General features: G+C 59.2%; 20 protein-coding genes and 2 tRNA genes. 21 read left to right on the top strand and 1 reads right to left on the bottom strand.

The annotated features are described in order from the left end of the window. Positions 1 to 168 precede the first annotated feature (168 nt). The 13 genes from serC to AUP74_RS14755 all read left to right on the top strand — a co-directional run bounded on the left by serC (position 169) and on the right by AUP74_RS14755 (position 14,466). Entirely contained in the window at positions 169 to 1,248 is a 1,080-nt protein-coding gene (gene serC / locus AUP74_RS14815; RefSeq protein WP_069948223.1) for a 3-phosphoserine/phosphohydroxythreonine transaminase, read from the top strand. A gap of 53 nt (positions 1,249 to 1,301) precedes the next feature. Next, complete coding sequence (gene pheA, locus AUP74_RS14810; protein WP_069948222.1) at positions 1,302 to 2,405, top strand: prephenate dehydratase; 1,104 nt, start codon at positions 1,302 to 1,304, stop codon at positions 2,403 to 2,405. After that, positions 2,406 to 4,637: a bifunctional prephenate dehydrogenase/3-phosphoshikimate 1-carboxyvinyltransferase gene (locus tag AUP74_RS14805; protein WP_069948221.1), complete on the top strand. Its 2,232-nt coding sequence runs from the start codon at positions 2,406 to 2,408 to the stop codon at positions 4,635 to 4,637. A 59-nt stretch (positions 4,638 to 4,696) separates the two neighbouring features. Further along, positions 4,697 to 5,398 (top strand): (d)CMP kinase, encoded by a 702-nt coding sequence (cmk, locus tag AUP74_RS14800; protein WP_069948220.1) that lies wholly within the window; start codon positions 4,697 to 4,699, stop codon positions 5,396 to 5,398. Between the two features lie 182 nt (positions 5,399 to 5,580). Then, positions 5,581 to 7,260, top strand: coding sequence for a 30S ribosomal protein S1 (gene rpsA, locus AUP74_RS14795; RefSeq protein ID WP_069948219.1), 1,680 nt, complete (start codon positions 5,581 to 5,583; stop codon positions 7,258 to 7,260). A 141-nt stretch (positions 7,261 to 7,401) separates the two neighbouring features. Next, entirely contained in the window at positions 7,402 to 7,710 is a 309-nt protein-coding gene (ihfB, locus tag AUP74_RS14790) for an integration host factor subunit beta (protein ID WP_069948218.1), read from the top strand. Between the two features lie 100 nt (positions 7,711 to 7,810). Then, complete coding sequence (locus tag AUP74_RS14785) at positions 7,811 to 8,119, top strand: LapA family protein (protein WP_226999813.1); 309 nt, start codon at positions 7,811 to 7,813, stop codon at positions 8,117 to 8,119. A 1-nt stretch (position 8,120) separates the two neighbouring features. After that, on the top strand, positions 8,121 to 9,314 hold the full coding sequence (gene lapB, locus AUP74_RS14780) for a lipopolysaccharide assembly protein LapB (RefSeq protein ID WP_069948217.1): 1,194 nt from the start codon (positions 8,121 to 8,123) through the stop codon (positions 9,312 to 9,314). A 70-nt stretch (positions 9,315 to 9,384) separates the two neighbouring features. Further along, on the top strand, positions 9,385 to 10,092 hold the full coding sequence (pyrF, locus tag AUP74_RS14775) for an orotidine-5'-phosphate decarboxylase (protein ID WP_083261025.1): 708 nt from the start codon (positions 9,385 to 9,387) through the stop codon (positions 10,090 to 10,092). 127 nt (positions 10,093 to 10,219) lie between these two features. After that, positions 10,220 to 10,531 carry a ComEA family DNA-binding protein gene (locus AUP74_RS17535; protein ID WP_069948216.1) on the top strand — a complete coding sequence of 104 codons (312 nt, stop codon included), beginning with the start codon at positions 10,220 to 10,222 and terminating at the stop codon, positions 10,529 to 10,531. Between the two features lie 85 nt (positions 10,532 to 10,616). Continuing rightward, positions 10,617 to 11,543 carry an NAD-dependent epimerase/dehydratase family protein gene (locus tag AUP74_RS14765; protein ID WP_069948215.1) on the top strand — a complete coding sequence of 309 codons (927 nt, stop codon included), beginning with the start codon at positions 10,617 to 10,619 and terminating at the stop codon, positions 11,541 to 11,543. Between the two features lie 47 nt (positions 11,544 to 11,590). Next, positions 11,591 to 12,442 carry an MraY family glycosyltransferase gene (locus AUP74_RS14760; protein ID WP_158514573.1) on the top strand — a complete coding sequence of 284 codons (852 nt, stop codon included), beginning with the start codon at positions 11,591 to 11,593 and terminating at the stop codon, positions 12,440 to 12,442. Between the two features lie 68 nt (positions 12,443 to 12,510). Beyond that, the gene (locus AUP74_RS14755) at positions 12,511 to 14,466 is read left to right on the top strand and encodes a polysaccharide biosynthesis protein (protein WP_226999812.1); all 1,956 of its coding nucleotides are present in this window, start codon (positions 12,511 to 12,513) and stop codon (positions 14,464 to 14,466) included. 199 nt (positions 14,467 to 14,665) lie between these two features. Here AUP74_RS14755 and AUP74_RS14750 read toward each other — a convergent pair. Further along, positions 14,666 to 14,741, bottom strand: a tRNA-Asn gene (locus tag AUP74_RS14750). Between the two features lie 254 nt (positions 14,742 to 14,995). On the opposite strand from AUP74_RS14750, the gene uvrB reads away from it, so the two are divergent. The 8 genes from uvrB (at position 14,996) to pheT (ending at position 24,302) form a co-directional block, all read left to right on the top strand. Continuing rightward, the gene (gene uvrB / locus AUP74_RS14745) at positions 14,996 to 17,008 is read left to right on the top strand and encodes an excinuclease ABC subunit UvrB (protein WP_069948212.1); all 2,013 of its coding nucleotides are present in this window, start codon (positions 14,996 to 14,998) and stop codon (positions 17,006 to 17,008) included. Between the two features lie 138 nt (positions 17,009 to 17,146). Then, positions 17,147 to 17,223 (top strand) — tRNA-Val (locus AUP74_RS14740). Between the two features lie 131 nt (positions 17,224 to 17,354). After that, positions 17,355 to 19,289: a threonine--tRNA ligase gene (thrS, locus tag AUP74_RS14735; RefSeq protein ID WP_069948211.1), complete on the top strand. Its 1,935-nt coding sequence runs from the start codon at positions 17,355 to 17,357 to the stop codon at positions 19,287 to 19,289. 10 nt (positions 19,290 to 19,299) lie between these two features. After that, a complete protein-coding gene (gene infC / locus AUP74_RS14730; RefSeq protein WP_145924414.1) occupies positions 19,300 to 19,854 on the top strand; it encodes a translation initiation factor IF-3 in 555 nt (184 codons plus the stop codon). 180 nt (positions 19,855 to 20,034) lie between these two features. After that, positions 20,035 to 20,232, top strand: a complete 198-nt coding sequence (rpmI, locus tag AUP74_RS14725; RefSeq protein WP_069948209.1) for a 50S ribosomal protein L35 — start codon at positions 20,035 to 20,037, stop codon at positions 20,230 to 20,232. A 36-nt stretch (positions 20,233 to 20,268) separates the two neighbouring features. Continuing rightward, positions 20,269 to 20,628: a 50S ribosomal protein L20 gene (gene rplT, locus AUP74_RS14720; protein WP_020413350.1), complete on the top strand. Its 360-nt coding sequence runs from the start codon at positions 20,269 to 20,271 to the stop codon at positions 20,626 to 20,628. A gap of 178 nt (positions 20,629 to 20,806) precedes the next feature. Next, on the top strand, positions 20,807 to 21,820 hold the full coding sequence (pheS, locus tag AUP74_RS14715; RefSeq protein WP_069948208.1) for a phenylalanine--tRNA ligase subunit alpha: 1,014 nt from the start codon (positions 20,807 to 20,809) through the stop codon (positions 21,818 to 21,820). A gap of 109 nt (positions 21,821 to 21,929) precedes the next feature. After that, complete coding sequence (gene pheT / locus AUP74_RS14710; protein ID WP_069948207.1) at positions 21,930 to 24,302, top strand: phenylalanine--tRNA ligase subunit beta; 2,373 nt, start codon at positions 21,930 to 21,932, stop codon at positions 24,300 to 24,302. Positions 24,303 to 24,328: the final 26 nt, after the last annotated feature.

The following is a 24,328-nucleotide window of genomic DNA, read 5'->3' as shown; positions in this document are numbered from 1 at the left end:
GCGGCCTTTTTTGACTCTGCCGCATTAAAAATTGCCTGGCAGTGTGACAGACCTTTTGGGGATCGCCCGGTTGTGCGTCGTTTTATCTCGACTTCCTTCGATCACTGCAAAGGCCACTGAATTTGACCAGTGCCCGGGCAAGTATCTTTCTGTTTGTGGAACTTGTTTATGCGTAAGTTTAATTTCTGTGCGGGTCCAGCCGCTCTCCCCGAGCCGGTGCTTCTGCAGGCGCAGCAGGAGCTGCTGGACTGGGGTGGTCGCGGATGCTCGGTGATGGAGGTCAGTCACCGCTCCCCGGAGTTCACTGAGGTGGCCGAGCGGGCCGAGCAGGATTTTCGTGACCTGCTGTCGATACCCGCGCACTACAAAGTGCTGTTTGTTCAGGGCGGTGCTACCGGGCAGTTCAGTGCTATCCCCTGGAACCTGTTTGGCGGCGGTGTTAAGCGGGCCGACTACATTCATACGGGACAGTGGGCCGGCAAGGCCATCAAGGAGGCGAGTCGCTACGGCGAGGTGAATGTCGTCGCCTCCAGCGAGGACCGCAATTTTTCTTATGCGCCCGCTGCAGATGCCTGGCAGGAAAGCGACAGGTCTGCCTATTTCCACTACACGCCGAACGAGACCATCGGTGGCGTGGAGTTTAATTACGTTCCGGAGGTGAAGGCGCCGCTGGTTGCAGATATGTCTTCGAATATTCTCTCGAAGGCAATCCCGATAGAGAAATTCGGCATGATCTATGCCGGCGCTCAGAAGAACATTGGTCCATCCGGCATCGCGGTGGTGATCGTCCGCGAAGACCTTCTGGATCGTGCGATGTCGGATATCCCGCGCAGCCTGAACTGGAAGATCGCTGCTGAAGCGGGCTCCATGGACAACACGCCGCCGACCTTTGCCTGGTATTTATCCGGGCTGGTGTTTCAGTGGCTCAAGGCGCAGGGTGGCGTGGAGGCGATGTATGAGCAGAGCCTGAAGAAGTCCGGTCTGCTGTATGAGTTCCTCGACCGCAGTGACTTCTTCTCGAGCCCGGTAGATCCGGCCAGTCGCTCGCGCATGAATGTGCCGTTTGTGCTTGCCGATGAGCAGCTCGACGCCCGCTTCCTGAACGAAGCTGAGGAGACCGGGCTGCTCAACCTGAAAGGGCATCGCTCTGTTGGAGGCATGCGCGCGTCTCTCTACAACGCCGTACCCCTGGAGGCGGTGGAGGCCCTGGTAGCCTTTATGGCGGACTTTGAAAAGCGCGTCGCCTGACGACAGCGTTACACGTTTTGATAGTTATCCGAGCGGGAGTAGAAGGCAGCAGGATGTCTGAACTAAAGGAAAACAGCGATCAGCAATTGGCGCAGCTGAGGGATCGTATTGACCAGATCGACGGTGAGATCGCCCAGCTGATCAGTGAGCGGGCCGAGTGTGCGCTTAAGGTGGCCGAGGTCAAAAAGGCGAATGGACAAAACGCGCTCTACTATCGTCCCGAGCGTGAAGCGCAGGTATTGCGGCGGGCAATGGAGCGAAACCAGGGGCCGCTCACCGATGAAGAAATGGCCAGGCTGTTTCGCGAAATCATGTCTGCCTGCCTCGCCCTGGAAGAGCCGGTGAAAGTGGCTTACCTCGGTCCTGAGGGCACCTTCACCCAGCAGGCTGCGTTGAAGCATTTTGGCAATTCCGCCCATAGCCGTCCGCTGGCGGCGATTGACGAGGTGTTCCGTGAGGTGGAGGCCGGCGCGGTCAACTACGGTGTGGTACCGGTGGAGAACTCCACCGAGGGCGTGATCAATCACACCCTCGACAATTTTCTGACCTCCAATCTCCTCATCTGCGGAGAGGTGGAGCTGCGCATTCACCATCACCTGATGATCTCCGAGATCACCCGGCCTGACGCCATCACCCGGATCTATTCCCATGCCCAGAGCCTGGCCCAGTGTCGCAAATGGCTCGACTCCCACTATCCAAATGTCGAGCGGGTGGCCGTGGCAAGCAATGCCGAGGCAGCCAAGCGGGTCAAAGGAGAGTGGAACGCGGCCGCGATTGCCGGTGACATGGCGGCGGACCTGTATGGCCTCAAGGTGCTGGCGGAAAAAATCGAGGACCGCCCCGATAATTCCACCCGCTTCCTGATCATCGGCTCCCAGGCCGTACCGCCGAGCGGCGACGACAAGACCTCACTGATGGTTTCCATGCGCAACGAGCCGGGTGCCCTGCATGATCTGCTGGAGCCCTTCCGTCGCCACAGCGTTGATCTGACCCGGGTGGAGACGCGCCCCTCGCAGTCCGGCAATTGGACCTATGTCTTCTTTATCGACTTCGTCGGCCATCGGGATACTCCGGATATTGCCGAGGCGCTCAAGGAGGTCGGTGCCTGCGCTTCAGATATGAAGGTGCTGGGTTCCTACCCGCGGGGGGTGCTCTGAGTGACTGAGCCATTGGTTGGGCGGCTCGTCGTTGTCGGTCTGGGGCTGATTGGCGGCAGTCTGGCGCTGGCACTGAAGGCGGCAGGTGCCTGCCGTGAAGTCATCGGTGTAGCCCGCCGTGAGCGAACCGGTCAGCAGGCCGTAGAGCTCGGCATCTGCGATCGCGCGGTCACTGATCTGGGAGACATTCTGCCGCAGCTGGAGTCCGGCGACGTGATCTTCGTCGCGGTGCCGACCCTCGCCGTTGAAGCCGTGTTTGCCGAGATGAAAGAACGGCTGCCTGCCGGCGTAACGGTGACGGATGGTGCAAGTGTCAAGGGCAGCGTGATCGAGGCGGCGCGCTCTGTGTGGGGGAAGGTGCCCGAGTTCCTCGTGCCAGGGCACCCCATTGCCGGCTCGGAGAAGAGCGGTGTCACCGCCGCCCGCGAGGATCTGTACCGTGCTCACCGGATAATCCTCACTCCGCTGGACAATACGGCAGAGGAGTCCCTGCGTCGGATTCGTGCCATGTGGCAGGCCGTGGGTGCCGAGGTGCTGAATATGCCGGTGGGGGAGCACGATGAGGTGCTGGCGGCTACCAGTCACCTGCCTCACGTCATTGCCTACGGGCTGGTTGATACCCTGGCGCACGACGCGGAAAACGAAAATATCTTTCGCTATGCCGCTGGCGGTTTCCGGGACTTTACCCGGATTGCCTCCAGTGATCCGGTGATGTGGCGGGACATTATGGTGGCAAACCGGGCGGCCATCCTTGACGCCATCGACCTCTACCGTGGCAATCTCGATGCCCTTCGCGGTGCGATCGACCGTGGTGATAGCGATTACCTGATGGGTGTCTTTACCCGGGCCAAGGCGGCGCGGGATCACTTTACAAGAATGTTGGCAAAAAAAGCGTATACAGAAACCATGCAAGCTCAGGAAGTGACCTTTATCGCGCAACCGGGGGGTGTTGTCAGTGGAACCTTGCGGGTTCCCGGAGACAAGTCCATGTCCCATCGTTCCATCATGCTCGGCTCCCTGGCCGAAGGGGTGACGGAGGTGGAAGGCTTCCTTGAGGGGGAGGATGCCCTGGCCACCTTGCAGGCTTTCCGCGATATGGGGGTGGTGATCGAAGGGCCTGTCGATGGACGTGTGGTGATCCACGGTGTCGGCCTGCACGGGCTGCAGGCACCTGCCGGACCTCTCTACGTGGGTAACTCGGGAACCTCCATGCGCCTGCTGGCGGGACTGCTGGCCGGTCAGGATTTCGATGTAACACTGACCGGCGACGAGTCGCTCACCAAGCGGCCGATGAATCGGGTGGCGCTACCGCTGCGTGAGATGGGAGCGGTTATCGAGACCGGCCCGGAAGGGCGGCCGCCATTGCTGGTCAAGGGCGGCCAGCCGCTGAAGGGCATTGACTATGAGTTGCCGATGGCTAGTGCGCAGGTTAAGTCCTGTGTGCTGCTGGCGGGGCTGTATGCCGAGGGTGAGACCAGTACCCTGGAGCCGGCTCCCACCCGGGACCACACCGAGCGGATGCTGGCCGGGTTCGGTTATGAGGTGCAGCGTGATGGCGCCCGCGCGAGTCTGCGCAGTGGCGGCAAGTTGACTGCAACAAAAATTGATGTACCCGCCGATATCTCTTCCGCCACCTTCTTTATGGTGGCGGCCGCTATTGCGCCGGGATCTGACGTGCTCCTCGAGCATGTCGGTATCAATCCAACCCGGGACGGGGCCATCAACATCCTGCGTCAGATGGGTGCGGATATCGAGCTGGCCAACCGCCGTGAAGTGGGTGGCGAGCCGGTAGCGGATATCCGTGTTCGCTACCGGCCCCTGAAAGGGATTCGTATCCCGGAAGACCAGGTGCCGCTGGCGATCGATGAGTTTCCTGCCCTGTTCGTAGCGGCGGCCTGTGCTGATGGCGAGACGGTGTTGACCGGGGCGGAAGAGCTGCGAGTCAAGGAAAGCGACCGCATCCAGGCGATGGCGGACGGGCTGGAAATCCTGGGTGTCAGGGCGGAACCAACGCCCGATGGCATTGTGATTCAGGGGGGCGGAGAGGGCGCCGTATTTGGTGGTGGTACCGTGGATAGCCTCGGCGATCATCGCATCGCCATGTCTTTTGCAGTGGCATCTCTGCGCGCAGGCGATACCATTCGCATCCTGAACTGTGCCAACGTGGCGACGTCCTTCCCCGGGTTTGCCGAGCTGGCAAGGCGGGCCGGGTTGCGACTGCAGGGTGCATGAGTCGGTGATGGGGGTGCCCCGGGTCGACGCGTTATTGGATAGAGGCAGTGATATTGACTATGAGTGACACGAGCGAGTTGCCGCCGGTGATTACCATCGATGGCCCCAGCGGCTCCGGTAAGGGGACGATTGCCCGATTACTGGCCGACCGGCTGAACTTTGCCTTGCTGGATTCCGGGGCTCTCTACCGGCTGACCGCATTGGCGGCGTTGGAGCAGGGTGCGGATCTGACCGATGAGGCGACTCTGACCGAGATTGCTGCCAATCTCGATATCCGCTTTGAGCTGCGGGACGGCGAAGTGGCGGCATTGCTGGCGGGGCGGGATGTGAGTCACGATATTCGTATGGAGCGCGTGAGTATGGCCGCTTCCAAGGTTGCGGCCATGCCCGGCGTGCGGGCCGCTTTGTTGCAGCGGCAGCGGGACTTTCGGCAGGCCCCGGGGCTGGTGGCTGATGGGCGTGACATGGGCACGACCGTTTTCCCCGACGCACCGGTCAAGGTCTTTCTGACCGCGAGTGCGGAAGAGCGCGCCCGCCGCCGCGAGGCCCAGTTGCGGGAGAAGGGGGTTTCTGTTAGCCTCCGCGACCTGCTGGAGGACATCCGCGCCCGGGACGCCCGGGATATGAACCGCGAGACCTCCCCGCTGGCACCCGCGAAAGACGCGGTTGAGCTGGACAGTACCGGGGTGGCGATCGACAGTGTCCTGCAGACTGTGCTGCAGCTGGTGCGCGAGCGGATCGGCATCTCCAGGCCGGGATGACCCGGATCTGTCGTAAAGCAGACGAAAACAGATTTTAAAACGACAGCGGCCGGGATCAGCCAGAATTGCCCGGCCGCTGTTGTAATCCGACCCGCGTACTGGCAGCGCGGTGGGACCTGGGCTGGCGGTTGACTAAACTTCAACGTTGCCACCGGCTTGGGTCCATATATATAGGTAATGTAATGAGCGAGAGCTTTGCTGATTTATTTGAAGAGAGCCTGAAGAGCGTAGAGATGGCCCCCGGTTCCATTGTGACCGGCGTGGTAATCGACGTAGACAAAGACTGGGTTACCGTTCACGCGGGCCTGAAGTCTGAAGGCGTTATCCCTTCTTCCCAGTTCGCTGATGAGAACGGGGAAGTAAACCTGCAAGTGGGCGACGAAGTTCAGGTAGCCCTGGAAGCAGTCGAAGACGGTTTCGGTGAAACCCGTCTGTCCCGCGAGAAAGCCAAGCGCGCTGAAGCCTGGAAGATCCTCGACGCAGCTCACGCTGCTGACGAAGTCGTTAAGGGTGTTATCAGTGGCAAGGTCAAGGGTGGCTTTACTGTCGACGTTGCCAACATCCGCGCGTTCCTGCCGGGCTCCCTGGTAGACGTACGTCCGGTTCGCGACACCGCGCACCTGGAAGGCAAAGAGCTCGAGTTCAAGGTCATCAAGCTGGACGCCAAGCGCAACAACGTTGTGGTATCCCGCCGTGCCGTTATGGAAGCTGCTACCAGCGAGGAGCGCGAAGCTCTGCTGGCCAGCCTGCAGGAAGGCATGACCATCAAGGGTATCGTCAAGAACCTGACCGACTACGGTGCTTTCGTAGACCTGGGCGGTATCGACGGCCTGCTGCACATCACCGATATGGCTTGGAAGCGCATCAAGCACCCGAGCGAGATCGTGAATGTTGGCGACGAGATCGACGTAAAAGTCCTGAAGTTCGATCGCGAGCGCAGCCGCGTATCCCTGGGCCTGAAGCAGCTGGGCGAGGATCCCTGGGTATCCATCAAGCAGCGTTACCCGGAGAACAGCCGCGTCAAGGCGACTGTCACCAACCTGACCGACTACGGCTGCTTCGCCGAGCTGGAAGAGGGTGTGGAAGGTCTGGTACACGTTTCCGAGATGGACTGGACCAACAAGAACATCCACCCGTCCAAAGTCGTGTCTGTTGGCGACGAGGTCGAGGTGATGATCCTGGATATCGACGAAGAGCGTCGTCGTATCTCCCTGGGTATCAAGCAGTGTCAGGAAAACCCGTGGGATGCCTTCGCGCGTAAGTACGCTAAGGGCGACAAGATCTCCGGTAAGATCAAGTCCATCACTGACTTCGGTATCTTCATCGGTCTGGACGGCAGCATCGACGGTCTGGTTCACCTGTCCGATATCTCCTGGAACGAAGCCGGCGAAGAAGCTGTGCGCAAGTTCAAGAAGGGCGACGAGATCGAGACCGTTATCCTGGGTATCGACTCCGATCGTGAGCGTATCTCCCTGGGTATCAAGCAGCTGGAATCCGATCCGTTCACTGACTACGTGGCAACCAACGACCGCGGTACCATCGTGACCGGTACCATCAAGGAAGTTGACGCCAAGCAGGCGGTAATCACCCTGGCGGATGAAGTAGAAGGCGTTCTGCGCGCTTCCGAAATCAGCCGCGACAAGGTGGAAGATGCCCGCAATGTCCTGAAAGAAGGCGAAGAGGTGGAGACCAAGATCACCAGCGTGGATCGCAAGAACCGCGTGATCAGCCTGTCCATCAAAGCCAAGGATCAGGACGACGAGAAGCAGGCCATCAAGGATCACAGCAAGAAGCAGGCTGAGCAGGTTCAGCCGGCGACTATCGGTGACCTGATCAAGGCCCAGATGAACAACAAAGACTAATAGTCTTTGCTTGTTAAATGCCCTAGACTGATTGTCTGGGGCAATTCGAAAGCCGGACTGGGTTGCCCAGTCCGGCTTTCTATTAGATGATTGCCGCTCTAATCTAGAATAATCAATGACTTACACAAGGTTGCGGGGCGCATGACCAAGTCGGAACTGATCGAAAGGATCGCGTTGAGGCTGGACCAGCTGCCAGTGAAAGATGTGGAGCTGGCGGTCAAGGTGATGTTGGATTCGATGTCCGATGTTCTCTCTCAGGGGGAGCGCATCGAGATTCGCGGCTTTGGCAGTTTCTCCCTGCACTATCGGGCACCGCGCACCGGGCGCAATCCCAAGACCGGGGATGCGGTGCAGCTAGCGGGCAAATATGTGCCGCATTTCAAGCCGGGTAAGGAATTGCGTGATCGGGTAAACCAGAGCATGCATGAAGAGACGGTATCTGAGGTATAGGGCGTCACCCCTGATCACACGCTCACCGGAGCTCTGTCAGAGGTTTTGGGCAGACTAAAGTTCTGAGAGAATCACTCCTTCCTGCTGGTGGAGGTCGACCTTGTCTTTCTTACGCTGGTTATTGCGTCTTTTCTACGGCGTACTGGCCCTTCTCTGTATTGCCGTTGGTGTCTATTTTGCGGTTGATAATCCGCAGTTGATTACGCCGAGCTTTGTCGGTCATGCGATGCCGGAAGGCAGTGTCGGCTTCTGGTTGATCGGGGCGCTCCTGTCCGGAGTCATTCTGGGCTTTATCGTCAGCCTGTTGCCGTTCTACGCCGAGCGCCGGCGAGCCCGGGGGCTGGAACGCCAGTTGCATCGTACTGAACAGGAGCTTTACACGGTGCGTCGTAAGGTGTCCGGAGACTAACTTGGCCGATCTGACTTTCTTCTTCTTCCTGCTCGCTGCCATTGCCATCGGCTGGCTGCTCGGGCGCAGGAGTGTCAAGAAAAAGAAGCCGGACTGCAGCGAGCAGCAGCAGTCGCTGGCCCGCTCTTACGCTCAGGGGCTCAACTACCTCCTGAACGAGCATCACGGCGATGCCATTGACAAGTTTATCGATTCACTAGAGGTCAGCAGCGCCACTTTCGACACGCATCTGGCGCTGGGTAACCTGTTGCGCAAGCGAGGTGAGCACGACCAGGCAATTCGTGTTCATCAGAATCTTCTGGCGCGCCCCAGTCTCGCTCGAAACAGTCAGCAAAAAGCCCAGCTGGAGCTGGCGCGGGATTATATCGCCGCTGGATGGCTGGATCGGGCAGAGCGCCTGCTGCAGGAGCTGGTGGAGACATCCTCCGAGTTACGCAGTACCAGCCTGGAGCACCTGGTGGAGGTGTATCGGGATGAGCGCGAGTGGGCCAAGGCTATTCACGCAGTCAACCTGCTGCACGGGCGGCGCTTCAAGCGGCTCTCCTCCGAGTGGGCGCCGATACAGGCCCATTTTTGCTGCGAGCTGGCGGAAGAGGCGATCGCGGCAAAGGACTACCTGAGTGCCCGAAAGCATATCGACTCGGCACTGGGCTACGATCGCAGTTCCGTGCGGGCGAATCTGTTGTGGGGCAGGTTGGAGTATCAGTTGGGGCGGCCGCAGGAGGCGATCAAGGTCCTGCAGCGTATCCCCAAGCAGAACCCGGATTACATTCCTGAGATCCTGGATCTACTTATTACCTGTTATCAGGCGGTGGGCGATGAGACCGGGCTCGATAGCTACCTGGAGTCATTGCTGCGTGAGCATCCGTCCAACAGTGTGCTGATCGCGCTGACGGAGCGTATTCAACAACAGCGCAGCGAGGCTGAGGCCGCCGCCTTCATGGGCAAGCAGTTGGCTTTGCGTCCATCGCTACGTGGGCTGGGACACTTTCTCGACCTGCACATCGACAGTACCCAGGGTAGGGCGCGGGAGAACCTCTCGCTTCTGAAAACCCTGGTCGACCAGTTGATCGCCAGCCGTCCCCATTACCGCTGCAATAATTGCGGATTTTCCGGTAACCAGCTGCACTGGCTCTGTCCCAGCTGCAAGCACTGGGACACGGTGCGCTCGGTGAAAGGGGTTGAAGGCGAGTAACAAAGCCCCGGAGTCCCGGTCACAGATAGAAACCAATTGGTGTGATTCGCACCCCAGAGAGGTATCCCCTTTGCAATCGAATGTTTCTTCTCCGGTCGTAGTCGCTCTTGATTACGATAACGCCAAAGCCGCCCTGGCCATGGCGGACCAGCTGGATCCTGCACTTTGCCGTGTGAAGGTAGGCAAGGAGCTGTTTACCATCGCTGGCCCTGAGGTGGTCCGGGAACTGGTGAAGAGAGGCTTCGAAGTATTTCTCGATCTCAAGTTTCACGATATTCCGAACACCGTTGCGGCGGCGGTCCGGGCGGCGGCTGAGCTGGGTGTCTGGATGGTGAACGTACATGCCATTGGCGGCGCCCGGATGATGAAAGCTGCAGCAGAAGCTCTGGAACCATACGGGGAAGATAAGCCGTTGCTTATTGGTGTGACCGTGCTGACCAGCACCGCACCGGAGGAGTTGGCGGAGGTGGGCGTGAGTCGCCCCCTGCAGGATCAGGTGCTGGCCCTGGCCTCCCTGGCCCAGACGAGTGGCCTGGATGGGGTCGTATGTTCGGCCCAGGAAGCGGCGGTATTGCGGCGCGAGTGCGGTGAGGACTTTGCACTGGTGACACCTGGCATCCGCCCGGCAGGGGCGGCGGCGGATGATCAGCGGCGAATCGTTACGCCGGTGCAGGCACTGGAGTGGGGCTCTACCTATCTGGTCATCGGCAGGCCGATTACTGCCGCCCCTGAGCCGGTGGAGGCGCTGAAAAAGATACTGGCGGAGCTGAATGGCTGATGTTCGTGTAATGGCGTGTAATGAGATATGGCTTCCAAGGCCTTTCTAAGCTGATAAAGTGGCCGCGCTTGGGGAAGTAAAAGCAGTCCCGACGTCTCAATAACGATAACGTCAAGGGGAAAAGCCTATGAAAGCCTTTCGTTCACCACTGATTTCAATCTTCGCCGCACTCTTATTCGTCTTGTCCGGAGCGACTGCTCTCGCCGAAGACGCCGATACAAAACAAGATGTGCAAATCGCGGCAATCACGGTCAACCTGAATAGCGCCTCGGCCCAGGAGCTGGCTGACAAGCTGGATGGTGTCGGCGAAGTCCGCGCGCAGGGGATTGTGAAATATCGCGAAGATAACGGGCCCTTTACCTCCGTGGAGCAGCTGCTGGAGGTGAAAGGTATCGGTATGGCGACTCTGGAGAAGAATCGCGCCCGTATCCAGCTCTAGTCTACAAACCGGGCACAGTCGACAGTATCCAGTGGAGCGGTCGGCTAGTGTCCGGGTTAATTGTTCAACACGGTGTAAAAAATAAATGGGGAGATGGGTTGTTTTCGGTGGCACCGGCTATATTGGTGCCTCTCTGTGTCTGCAGCTCGTCGCTCGAGGTAGCGAGGTCATTTCAATCTCTAGTTCCGACAATGGCCCTGATGGTTGTGAGCATCTTGCCCTTGATCTGACCAAAGACACTGACTTTGAACAATTATTTCGTCCCGGTGATCGCGTGGTCTACGCGGCGGGGCTTGCCAGTCGCAAGGCCTGCGAGCGCAATCCTGACCAGGCCAAAATTCTCAATTGCGAGTGTCCCCTGGCTGTACTGCGCGCTGCGGAGTCTGCTGGCGCTGAGTCTTTCACTTATCTTTCCAGTGTGAAAGCGATGATCCCCCCGCCCGATCACCTTGCCTGCGAAAATACCGGGCAACCTGCAACTGATAGTTATGGACACAGTAAGTGGCTTGCCGAGCAGCGTCTGCTCTCGACACGGGGCTCTTGCCGGGTGAATGTGATCCGGCCTGCGGCGGTCTACGGGGAGCTGGGTGCCCCGCGTCAGTCGGGCAGTGCCGCGACGAAGTTGCGGTCCGTTTTGCGACTGCTTGGTCGGATTTGTCCCCTGCTGCCTGCCAGTGGTCGGCGCTCAACAGTGCACATCAAAGACCTGGTGTCCGCGATTGAGGGTGTGGCCTGTGAATCGGGTTGCGATCGCCAGACCTTCATTGCTGCAGAGCCATGTTTTTACGATCTGGCTGGAATCGCTTCAGTGGTCAGCGGCCGCAGAGTGCGCAGCAATCGGCACCTGACGAGCTGGTTGCTGTCGCCGTTACGCCCCCTGGCTCGCTTGGCTTCGGTGCGTCGGTTTCTTGAGGTGGAGCGCTGTGAGCTCTATAGTGCCGCGCGTCTGCGCGCCGCGCTGAATTGGCGGGCCCGTAGTCGATATGGGGATTATTTGCGGGGTGAGGTGTGAGCGATACAGGGCTGTTTCTGATGGGGGAGTGGGGCCTGCCACTGATATTGGCGGCATCAATCAGTCTTGGCGTGATGTGGCTGCTCCTGTCCAATCTGTTTGAGTTTGCCCTGGATGTGCCCAATCACCGTTCTCTTCATTCGGCTCCCGTGCCCCGGACGGGAGGCTGGGCGCTGGTCGCCGGTATGGCGGGGGCCTTGGCGATCAGCCCACTGGCTGTTCAGCCAATGGTCTCAGTGGCCTTTCTGCTGCTGATCGCGGTTTCAGCCCTGGATGATCTGCGGGATCTTTCGGCTCGCCTGCGCTTTGCCGTTCATATGGGTTCGGTATCGCTGCTTCTGCTGGCCCTCCCTGATACGTTGCCCTGGTGGTCGTATCCCATCCTGCTAATTGGCGGTGTTTGGGTGATAAATCTATACAATTTTATGGATGGGATGGATGGCTTTGCCGGGAGCATGACCGTTTTTGGTTTTGCCACGCTCGGCCTGGTCAGTTTCTGGCGGGGCTATGGTGAATTGGCGGGGATTTGCGGGTTACTGGTGGTCAGCACTCTGGTATTCCTGCGTTACAATTGGCCCCCCGCGCGGATTTTTCTTGGAGATGTGGGGTCCACCGTATTGGGCTTGGCGGCAGTTGCCATCAGCTTGTTCGGTTGGCGGCAGGGCGCTTTCAGTTTGTTGTTGCCGCTCGTCGTCTTTGCCCCTTTCTGGCTCGATGCGACTCTGACACTGATGAAAAGGATGTTGGCAGGGAAGCGCTGGTGGGAGGCACACCGGGAGCACTGGTATCAGCGGCGAGCACTACTCGTCGGAGTTCGTTGCGCGCTGCTGACAGAGCTGGCCATAATGGTGCTGGCATCGGCTATGGCGCTGTTGCTTGCGCTAATCGGCGTAGCTTAAATGCGCTTTTAATATGGAGTGACTTCGCTACTGGGGGCGAAGTTAGGGACACCTAACGGGGGACTGCAGTGAAGCGAGTGATGCGCACTGTACAGAAAAACTACAAGCCGACGCTGATGGTGGGGTATGACCTGCTGATGCTGACGGTTGCGTTCGCTGCTGCGATGACCATTCGTTGGAATGGGGTTTCCCAGTTGTTCGAGAGGGAGACGTTGCTCTGTCTCGGCTTCACTCTGGCATCGAGTAGTTTCATATTTCTCCGCCTTGGCCTTTATCGCACTGTCATTCGCTATATGGGCCAACAGGCTCTGGTGGCAGTACTGCAAGGGGTGACCGCTTCTGCGGTGGTCTTGGCGGTGGCCTCCTATCTTACCTATGCCGGCGTGCCCCGCTCGGTACCCGTCATTTACTGGTGCTTCGCCCTGATCGCGGTTGGCGGCTCGCGCTGGCTGGTGCGCCTCTACTATCAGATGGCCCTCGAGATCCACAAGACTCGGGTCGCGATTTACGGTGCTGGCACCGCTGGACTGCAGCTCTACAAGGCGCTGGTGCACGGTGAGCTTTATAAGCCGGTGGCTTTCTTCGATGACAATGCCTCAAAACAGAATACCCTCATCGATGGCGTTCTCGTCTACAACCCCAGCGATATTCTGGATGTAGTGGCGGAGCGGGATATTTCTGAGGTCTTGCTGGCCATGCCTGGTGTTCCCAAGCGGCGGCGTCGGGAGATCACCCGGGGACTGCGTGATCGCGGTTTGGTGGTCAAGGTGATCCCGGGTCTGGAGGAGCTGGTTGATGGCGCAGGGCGTGGATCCGCTGATGTGTCGCAGATCTACGAAAACGTGCTTGGTCGTGCGCCGGTTGAGCCGGAGAAATCGCTGATCGCCTCCTCTATCAGCGGCAAGGCCGTTCTGGTCACCGGGGCCGGCGGTTCCATTGGTGCCGAGTTGTGCCGTCAGATTGTCCATTGGGGGCCGGCTCAGCTCATTTTGGTGGAGTCCTCGGAGTACGCCATCTACCAGATTGAGCGGGAGCTATACCAGATCCAGCAGGATGAGGGGTTGCAGATTCCTGTCTCGACGCTTTTGGGTGACGTTCGCGACCGCGCCCGGATGGCGGAGATCATCCAGAGCTTTGCCGTTCAGACAATCTACCACGCCGCCGCATACAAGCATGTCCCTCTCGTTGAGCAGAATGTGGTGCTGGGTGCGGAGAATAATGTTCTTGGAACGCTCTCGGTACTCGAGGCCGCAGAGGCCCTCGGGGTGGAACAATTTGTGCTGATCTCCACTGACAAGGCTGTCAGGCCAACCAATGTGATGGGGGCTACCAAGCGGTTTGCCGAGCTGATTTGCCAGGACTTCGGGCGCCGTTTTGGGCGGACCAAGGTCTGCATGGTGCGATTCGGCAATGTTCTGGGCTCTTCTGGTTCGGTGATTCCGCTGTTTACTGACCAGATCAATGCCGGTGGCCCGGTTACCGTGACGCATCCCAAGGTCACCCGTTACTTTATGACCATTCCCGAGGCAGCTCAGCTGGTACTGCAGGCGGGGAGTATGGGCCGCAACGGGGAGGTGTTCGTACTCGATATGGGTGAACCGGTGCGGATTTATGACCTGGCCCGTCGCTTGATCCAGATTATGGGGCACACTGTCCGGGATGAAGAGAATCCCGACGGAGATATCGAGATTCAGGTTACCGGGCTTCGTCCCGGAGAGAAGCTCTACGAGGAGCTGCTCCTTGGTGACAATGTTGCTGGCACCGAGCACCCGATGATTATGCGGGCCGAAGAGGAGCGCCTTACCACTGAGCGCCTGCAGGTGTTGATCGGTGATCTGCGCGATGCCTGTGCCCGGCACGATTGTGAAGGCGTGCATCGGATTCTGCGGGAGGCAGTGCAGGACTATGCGCCCAAGCAGCAGCTGGTGGATGCAGTCTGGGCGCAGCAGCAGCAGCCGCTAACTCTGCCTCGAACGGGGCAGGTCGAACGACTGCCGATCACCCGGGAGAGTGAAGTCGGATAAGCCCTCGAATTTTCCTGGCACAAAAAGGCCTGCCGGTTGATACGGTGGGCCTTTTTTGTGTTGGCGTTGCTAACGGGGCGGGCGCTCAAGGTGCGGGGCCACCTTTGCTGGCTTATTCTGGCTTTGTGGCGGCGGCGCGGCAGTTTTAGGGCTGAAACAAAAAAGCCCCTCAGCTTTCGCTAAGGGGCTTTTCTTTATTTGGCTCCGCCTGCTGGGCTCGAACCAGCGACCCAATGATTAACAGTCATTTGCTCTACCAACTGAGCTAAGGCGGAATTTCTTAGCGGCTGGCTTGTGTGCCGTGCCGTTCAGATGGCGCGTATATTATAGGCGCCCCCCGGGAGCGTCAACCCCTTTTTTGCACTTTAACTTATTGATTTGTCAGGCTTTACTTTTTTTGAGCGACTTGCCCAAAAAGGCGCCAAAATCAACGTTGGACGCTCGGTCAAATTGGCGGGGTTGATTTGTGGCGTCCTTGGGGAGGGCCTACAATCCCCGATTGCTTTAAGGACTACAAGGGTGAAAGTTTATGGAGTCACGCCCGTTCAAGGTGGCCAGCAAGTACGAACCGGCAGGAGACCAGCCAGCCGCAATTGCAGCGCTGGTAGAGGGAGTGGAGGATGGTCTCAGTCACCAGACCCTGCTGGGTGTGACCGGATCCGGTAAGACTTTCACCATGGCCAACATTGTCGAGCGCGTGCAGCGCCCGGCGATCGTGATGGCCCACAACAAGACCCTGGCCGCCCAGCTCTACGGTGAGTTCAAGGAGTTCTTCCCCAAGAACGCGGTCGAGTACTTCGTCTCCTATTACGACTACTACCAGCCGGAGGCTTACGTCCCGTCGTCGGACACGTTTATCGAAAAGGACGCCTCGGTAAACGAGCACATCGAGCAGATGCGTCTCTCGGCCACCAAGGCCCTGATTGAGCGCCGTGATGTCATCGTAGTGGCTACGGTCTCTGCCATCTACGGCCTGGGTGATCCGGACAAGTATCTCAAAATGGTCCTGCACCTGGATCGCGGTGATCTGGTGGATCAGCGGACTATCCTGCGTCGCCTGGCTGAGTTGCAGTACACCCGCAACGATACCGATTTCCGCCGTGCCACTTACCGGGTGCGTGGTGATGTGATCGATATCTACCCGGCGGACTCGGATCTGGAGGCGGTGCGGGTATCCCTCTTCGATGAGGAAATCGAGGAGTTGACCCTGTTCGATCCACTGACCGGTGAGGTGCTGCGGAAGGTGCCCCGCATCACCATCTTCCCCAAGTCTCACTATGTGACGCCACGAGAGACCGTAGTGAGCGCCATTGACCAGATCAAAGAAGAGTTGCGCGAACGCCTGAAGCAGTTGCGTGATAACGACAGGCTGGTCGAGGCCCAGCGCCTGGAGCAGCGCACCAAGTACGATCTGGAGATGATGCAGGAGCTCGGTTACTGCAATGGTGTGGAGAACTATTCCCGCTACCTGTCCGGGCGAGATGCGGGGCAGCCGCCGCCCACCCTGTTTGATTACTTTCCCCATGATTCGCTGCTGTTTATTGACGAGAGTCACGTCACGGTGCCGCAAATCGGTGGCATGTACCGCGGCGACCGCTCCCGCAAAGAGACTCTGGTGGAATACGGTTTCCGCCTACCGTCGGCCTTGGACAACCGGCCGCTGAAGTTCGAAGAGTGGGAGAAACTTGCGCCCCAGACCATCTTTGTCTCCGCCACCCCGGGTCCCTACGAGAAGGAGCACGCTGGAGCTGTGGTCGAGCAGGTGGTGCGACCGACCGGGCTGGTGGATCCGGTGGTGGAGGTGCGCCCGGCTTCTACCCAGGTGGATGATTGCCTGTCGGAGATCCATCAGTGTGTTGAGGCCGAACAGCGTGTGCTGATCACCGTGCTCACCAAGCGCATGGCCGAGGATCTCACTGAATACCTGAGTGAGAATGGTGTACGGGTTCGCTATCTGCACTCGGATATCGATACCGTGGAGCGCGTAGAAATTATCCGTGATCTGCGCATCGGTGAGTTTGATGTGCTGGTGGGGATCAACCTGCTGCGTGAGGGCCTGGATATGCCCGAGGTGGCGCTCGTGGCCATCTTTGATGCAGATAAAGAGGGCTTCCTGCGCTCTGACCGTTCCCTTATTCAGACCATCGGCCGCGCAGCCCGGAATCTGGAGGGGCGCGCGATTCTGTATGCCGACAAGGAGACCGACTCCATGCGCCGCGCCCTGGATGAGACCCAGCGCCGTCGCGACAAGCAGATCGCTCATAATGAAGAGCACGGCATCACACCCAAGGGCATCCGTAAAAGTGTGGCGGACATCATGGAGGGCGCCATCGCGCCTGGTGTGCCGGCCAGGGGGCGACGCAAGGTGGCGGAAGGACAGGGTGCCTACAAGGTTCAACCTGAGCCTCTGTCTGATAAAGAGCGTTGGGCAAAAGTGGAGGCCCTGGAAGAGCAGATGTACAACCACGCCAAGAATCTGGAATTTGAAGAGGCGGCGAAGCTGCGCGATGAGATCACGCGGCTGAAAGAGGGGCCTCAATAGGCATGGCCACGCTCTGCCAGCTCGGTTCTGCTGGCGGGAAAATTTTTGCCGTCAGGGTCCACTAAGTTGTTGAAAACACTGAAAACGGGTGCTAAAGTTCGCGTCCTCTGCAGCAGGGTGCTCCCGCTGCAAACCTCTAGACCCGTAGCTCAGTTGGTTAGAGCGCCACGTTGACATCGTGGAGGTCAGCAGTTCAAATCTGCTCGGGTCTACCAGATTCTCGCCCGGCGCATCGCGCCGGGTTTTTTCTGGCCCATAGGCTGGGCCACTGCCCGCAAGGCAGACATTTCTTCGGGCAGCAGTCACGCGGTCTTTCGTAGGGATCGCCACTGATAAAGGACAGGCAATGCCCGTTGTTACTCTCCCTGATGGTTCCCATCGCGTCTTCTCTGAATCCGTTACCGTTCATGATGTGGCTGCTGATATCGGTCCAGGTCTGGCCAAGGCTGCCCTCGGCGGTGTTGTGGATGGCAAAGAAGTGGACACCAGCTTCCTGATTGAAAAGGACGCGCAGCTGGCGATCATCACCGATCGCCAGCCGGAAGGCCTGGAAATTATCCGTCACTCGACTGCACACCTGCTGGCCCAGGCGGTCAAGCAGCTGTACCCCGGTGCTCAGGTCACCATCGGCCCCGTGATCGAAGATGGCTTCTATTACGATTTCGCCTATGAGCGCCAGTTTACGCCGGAAGACCTGGAGAAGATCGAGAAGCGCATGGAGGAGCTGGCCAAGGAGGATATCCCGGTCAGTCGTCGCCTGATGCCGCGTAAGGAAGCGGTGCAGTACTTCCGTGATATGGGTGAGGAGTACAAGGCGCAGATTATTGCCGATATCCCCACTGACGAAGATATCTCCCTCTACCGCCAGGGCGACTTCGAGGATCTCTGTCGTGGCCCGCACGTACCGTCTACCGGCCGCCTGAAGGCGTTCAAGCTGACCAAGGTGGCCGGTGCCTACTGGCGCGGTGATGCCAGCAACGAAATGCTGACCCGTGTCTACGGAACTGCCTGGGGCAACAAGAAAGACCTCAAGGCCTACCTGCACCGCATCGAAGAGGCGGAAAAGCGGGATCACCGCAAGCTGGCCAAGAAGTTCGACCTGTTCCATATTCAGGAAGAGGCGCCGGGCATGGTGTTCTGGCACCCCAATGGTTGGACCATTTACAGCACCATCGAGCAGTACATGCGCGAGCGCCAGCGCAAGGCCGGCTACAAAGAGATCAAGACGCCGCAGCTGGTGGATTTCACCCTGTGGGAGAAGTCTGGACACGCGGACAAGTTTGGTGACGACATGTTCTCGCTCACCAGTGAGGAGCGTCAGTTCGCCATCAAGCCCATGAACTGTCCCTGCCATGTGCAGGTGTTCAATCAGGGGCTGCGAAGCTACCGCGATCTGCCGCTACGCCTGGCGGAGTTCGGTTCCTGCCACCGCAGTGAGCCCTCCGGCTCCCTGCACGGCTTGATGCGCGTGCGTGGTTTTGTGCAGGACGATGGCCACATCTTCTGTACCGAGGACCAGATCCAGTCGGAAGTATCCGACTTCATGGACCTGCTGCACGCGGTCTACAAGGATTTCGGCTTTGAGGAGGTGATCTACCGCCTCTCCACCCGTCCGGAGCAGCGGGTGGGCTCCGATGAGAGCTGGGACAAGGCAGAGAAGGCCCTGGCCGATGCGCTGGATGCCGCTGGCCTGCCGTGGGAAGAGCTGCCGGGCGAGGGTGCCTTCTACGGGCCCAAGATCGAGTTCTCCCTGAAGGACTGCCTGGGTCGTGTCTGGCAGTGCGGCACTATCCAGGTGGACTTCTCCATGCCGGGCCGGCTGGATGCCCAGTATGTGGCGGAAGATGGCTCCCGCCAGACCCCGGTTATGCTACACCGTGCGGCGCTGGGTTCCTTCGAGCGCTTCATTGGCATCCTGATTGAGAACTACGAGGGGGCCTTCCCCACCTGGCTGGCGCCCCAGCAGGTGGCGGTGCTGAACATCACTGATCGCCAGGCCGATTACTGCCGCGATCTGGAACAGCATCTGGGGGCCCTGAACTATCGGGCTGCAGCCGACTTGAGAAACGAGAAGATCGGCTTTAAAATCCGCGAGCACACGCTTCAGCGTGTCCCTTATCTGCTGGTCATCGGCGATAAGGAAGTCGAGAACCAGACGGTCGCCGTGCGGACACGCAGCGGAGAGGACCTCGGAACCATGACTTTCGAGTCGTTCCTGGAGATCCTCGAGCAGGATGTGAGCCGCCGCGGCCGTACTGCTATTGAAGATTCTCGCAATTGATTATTGGTAACTGGAGACGATAGCTATTAAACGAGACAGCAAGGGACGGTCCAAGAAGGCCCGCATTAATGATCAGATTGAGGCATCGCAGGTACGCCTGATCGGCGCCGACGGCGAACAGGTAGGGATTGTTTCCCTGGATGAAGCGCTGGAGCTAGCTCAGCAGGCCAGTCTGGATCTCGTTGAAATCGCGCCGGATTCAGATCCGATAGTCTGTAAGATCATGGACTACGGAAAGCACATTTTTGAAGCCAAGAAGGCCAAAAATGCTGCCAAGAAGAAGCAGAAGCAGCAGCAGATCAAGGAAATGAAGTTCCGTCCCGGTACCGATATCGGGGACTATCAGATCAAGCTGCGCAACCTGACCCGCTTCCTGGAGGCGGGCGACAAAGCCAAGATTTCCCTGCGCTTCCGCGGACGCGAGATGGCCCACCAGGAGCTGGGCATGGAAATGATGCAGCGCATCGAGAAAGACCTCGAAGAGCTGGGTACGGTGGAACAGCGGCCGAAGATGGAAGGCCGCCAGATGATCATGGTCATCGCGCCGTCGAAGAAGAAGAAGTGAGTTCCGGCGGGTAACCGCGGGGACTCGTTTCGCAGGGGCCGGCCCAGTGCCGGCAACCTGCCTGGGAAGTGATTGGGCGACGGCTGCCTCCTCACTCCCGCAATGCCGCCGGATTGTCCAGTGGCCAATACCGACCGGGCACCTGTCAACAGGTGACCTTAATTAAAACTGGAGTACAAAATGCCGACTAAAGCAAAGACTCACAGTGGCGCCGCCAAGCGCTTCAAGAAGACGGCTGCGGGCTACAAGCACAAGCACGCTAACAAGAGCCACATCCTCACCAAGATGACCACCAAGCGTAAGCGTCAGCTGCGCGGCACACAGACCATGAACAAGTCTGATGCCACCCTGGTCGATCGTATGTTGCGCGCCAAGTAATTGGCTCCATTCGCAAAGAGTTAAGAGGATAGAGTTATGGCCCGTGTAAAACGTGGTGTAGAGGCGCGTCGTCGTCACAAGAAGATTCTGAAGCAGGCCAAAGGCTACTACGGTGCGCGTTCGCGCGTATTCCGCGTTGCCAAGCAAGCTGTTATCAAGGCTGGTCAGTACGCTTACCGCGACCGTCGTGTCAAGAAGCGTAACTTCCGTGCGCTGTGGATCACCCGCATCAACGCACAGTCCCGCGCTGAAGGCCTGAGCTACAGCCGCCTGATCGCCGGTCTGAAGAAAGCCGACATCGCTCTGGACCGTCGTGTCCTGGCCGATCTGGCTGTATACGACAAAGCCGCTTTTGCTGCCGTAGTGGAAAAAGCCAAGGCAGCCCTGGCAGCTTAAGTCGTCTTTCAGTTGAAAGACTGAGCGCTATTAAAGATAGGGAAGGGCTGCAAAGTCCTTCCCTATTTTTTTATAGGATTCCCGGTGCCGCTCGTGATGAGCAGTACCCGAGGCTGCCGGCACTGAAGCCGGCGCAACTCACTAAAAAGAACGCATTTATTCAGACGGAAACGACTCCATGCAAGAATTGCAGTCCCTCACCGAACAGGCACTGGAGCAAGTGGAACAGGCGGACGGCCTGCAGGCACTGGACCAGGTGCGCGTGGACTACCTGGGCAAGAAAGGCCATCTCACTGCACTGCTGAAAGGCCTGGGCAAGCTTTCCCCGGAAGAGCGCCCCGCTGCCGGTGCCAAGATTAATGAAGCCAAGCAGCAGGTGCAGGAGAAGATCAACGCCCGTCGCGTGGCGATGGAGGAGGCTGCCATTGCCGCCAAGCTGGCCGAGGAAACCATCGACGTAACCCTGCCGGGGCGTGGTGAGGAGCAGGGCAGTGCCCATCCGGTGACCCGCACCCTGCGCCGTATCGAAAAGCTGTTCGTGCGCCTCGGCTTCTCCGTTGAAGAGGGGCCAGAGATCGAAGACGACTACCACAACTTCGAGGCGCTCAATATTCCCGCCCACCACCCGGCGCGGGCCATGCACGATACCTTCTACATCGATCCGTCCACTGTCTTGCGCACCCATACCTCTCCGGTACAGATCCGCACCATGGAGAAGACGGCGCCGCCGATCCGGATTATCTGCCCGGGCCGCGTTTACCGCTGCGACTCCGACGTGACCCACTCGCCGATGTTCCACCAGGTGGAAGGGCTGGTGGTGGACAAGGGCGTGAGCTTCGCGCACCTGAAAGGCTGTGTGGATCAGTTCCTCAAGGCCTTCTTCGAAGCCGACGTACCGGTACGTTTCCGTCCGTCCTACTTTCCGTTCACTGAGCCCTCTGCCGAGGTGGACATCCAGTGCACCGCCTGCGGTGGCGAGGGCTGCCGTGTGTGCTCCGGCACCGGCTGGTTGGAAGTCATGGGCTGCGGCATGGTGCATCCGAATGTGTTCGCCTCCTGCGATATCGACAGCGATACCTACTCTGGCTTTGCATTCGGCATGGGGGTAGAGCGCCTGGCGATGCTTCGCTACGGCGTCAACGACCTGCGCCTGTTCTTCGATAACGACCTGCGTTTCCTCAAGCAGTTTTAACACCCGGAAACCAAAACGAACGCTGAAGCGCAGCCCCAACTAAGCAGGCCGCGCGGCGCCGGAAGACTGAATCCCTGGCGCACAAGGAAAGAAGAGAAAGAGACAGACTATGAAATTCAGCAATGCCTGGCTGCGGGAATGGGTCAGCCCGCAACTGACCGCACAGGAACTGGCCGACCAGATCACCATGGCCGGACTGGAAGTGGATGGTATCGAAAAGGTCGCCGGCGATTTCTCCGGCGTGGTAGTGGGTGAGATCCTCGCCTGCGAGCAGCACCCGGATGCTGACAAGCTGCGCGTCTGCACGGTTGCCGGCCACCCGGAAGGCGAAATGCAGGTGGTGTGCGGTGCGCCCAATGCCCGCGCCGGTATCAAGATCCCGTTTGCCCTGGTCGGTGCCAAGCTGCCCGGCGACTTCAAGATCAAGAAAGCCAAGCTCCGCGGTGTCGAGAGTTTCGGCATGCTCTGCGCCCAGACCGAGTTGGAACTGGGTGAAGACAGCGATGGCATCTGGGAGCTGCCCAGCGATGCGTCCACCGGCCAGGATCTGAGGGAATACCTGGGGCTCGAAGACGAGGCCATCGAGGTTGACCTGACCCCCAACCGTTCCGACTGCCTGGGCATTGCCGGCATCGCACGGGAAGTGGGTGTGCTGAACCGCTGTGCGGTACAGGGCCCGGACATGGCGCCGGTGGCGGCCAAGCTGGATGACAGCGTGCCGGTCTCCCTGATGGCTGGCGAAGCCTGCCCGCGCTATGTCGGCCGGGTGATTCGTAATATCGATGTGAAGGCCGAAACTCCCCTGTGGATGCAGGAGCGTCTGCGTCGCAGTGGTCTGCGCAGTATTGATCCGGTAGTAGACGTCACCAACTATGTTCTGCTGGAACTGGGCCAGCCCATGCATGCTTTCGATCTGGCCAAGCTGGACGGCGGCATCAAGGTGCGCTTTGCTGAAAACGGCGAAAAGCTGACCCTCCTGGATGGCCAGGAAGTGGAGCTGAAAGAGGGCACCCTGCTGATCGCCGATGAGAAAAAGCCCCTCGCCATGGCGGGCATCATGGGCGGTGAAGAGTCTGCGGTCTCAGATCAGACCCGTGACATTTTCCTTGAGAGCGCTTTCTTCAATCCGCTGGCAATTGCCGGTAAGGCGCGCTCCTATGGCCTGCACACCGATTCCTCTCACCGTTTCGAGCGCGGTGTCGACTATCGCCTGCAGGAGCAGGCGGTAGAGCGCGCTACCCAGCTGCTGCTGGATATCGTCGGTGGTGAACCGGGTCCGGTGCACCTGCGTGAGCTGGAGGAGGCCATGCCGGCCGAGCGCCATATCACGTTGCGCAGTGCCCGCGTTGCCTCTGGCCTCGGCGTACAGATCGCCGATGACGAGATCGTCGATATCCTGACCCGCCTCGGTCTGCAGAAAATAGGTGAAGACGGTGAAAGCTGGACTTTCCTGGTCCCCAGCTTCCGTTTCGACCTGGCCATCGAGGCTGACCTGCTGGAGGAGCTGGCCCGCGTATACGGCTACAACCGCATTCCCAGTGTGAGCTTCACAGCGGCGCTCGATATCGTGCCGCAAAAGGAGTCCCTGGTAGACCAGGAGGCCCTGGAGCAGACGCTGCTGGCCCGCGGTTACCATGAAGCGATCACCTTCAGCTTTATCGACCGCGATTCCGCCGCACTCTTCGACCCGAAGGCAGAGCCAGTAGCCCTGCAGAATCCCATCAGCGCCGATCTGGCGGTGATGCGTACCAGCCTGATGCCTGGCTTGTGCAAGGCCCTGCAGTACAACCTCAACCGTCAGCAGAGCCGCGTGCGCTTGTTCGAAACCGGCCTGCGATTCGTTCCCGGCGAAGAGCTCCGCCAGGAGCCCATGATTGCCGGCCTGATCTATGGCGGCCGCCAGGGCGAAAGCTGGACCGGCGGCAAGGACGTTGTCGACTTCTACGACATCAAGGGTGACGTTGAGGCTCTGTTGGCCCACTTCGGCGAGGTGGAATTCCAGTTCCAGGCCGGTGAGCACAGCGCCCTCCACCCGGGCCAGACTGCGCGTATCACCCGCGATGGGCGTGACCTGGGTGTGGTCGGTGCGCTGCACCCGCAGCTGCAGAAGAAGTTGGAACTGCCCAAGACCGCTTACCTGTTCGAACTCAGCCTGGAAGCCCTCGGCGAGGCCGCACTGCCGGCATTCGAGCCGTTATCACGCTTCCCGGAAGTGCGACGTGACCTGGCCCTGCTGATCGACGCCGACGTACCGGCCGCCAGTATGGTGGAAACTGCGGCCGAGGCCGCCGGCGAAACTTTGACGGACCTCAAGATTTTTGACGTCTATCAGGGCAAAGGCATTGATTTCAATAGAAAAAGTGTTGCGATGGGCTTGACCTTTCAGCATCCGTCGCGCACCCTTAACGACGACGAAATCAATGCCGCCGTTGATGCGGTAGTCAAACAACTAGAACAAAAATACAACGCCAGCTTGCGCTGATCCGGCAATAACGCTCCGGGGTGCAG

Source organism: Microbulbifer aggregans (genome assembly GCF_001750105.1).
GTDB lineage: Bacteria > Pseudomonadota > Gammaproteobacteria > Pseudomonadales > Cellvibrionaceae > Microbulbifer > Microbulbifer aggregans.
Note: the sequence above shows the minus strand (reverse complement) of the source record. Positions and strands in the feature narration are given on the sequence as shown.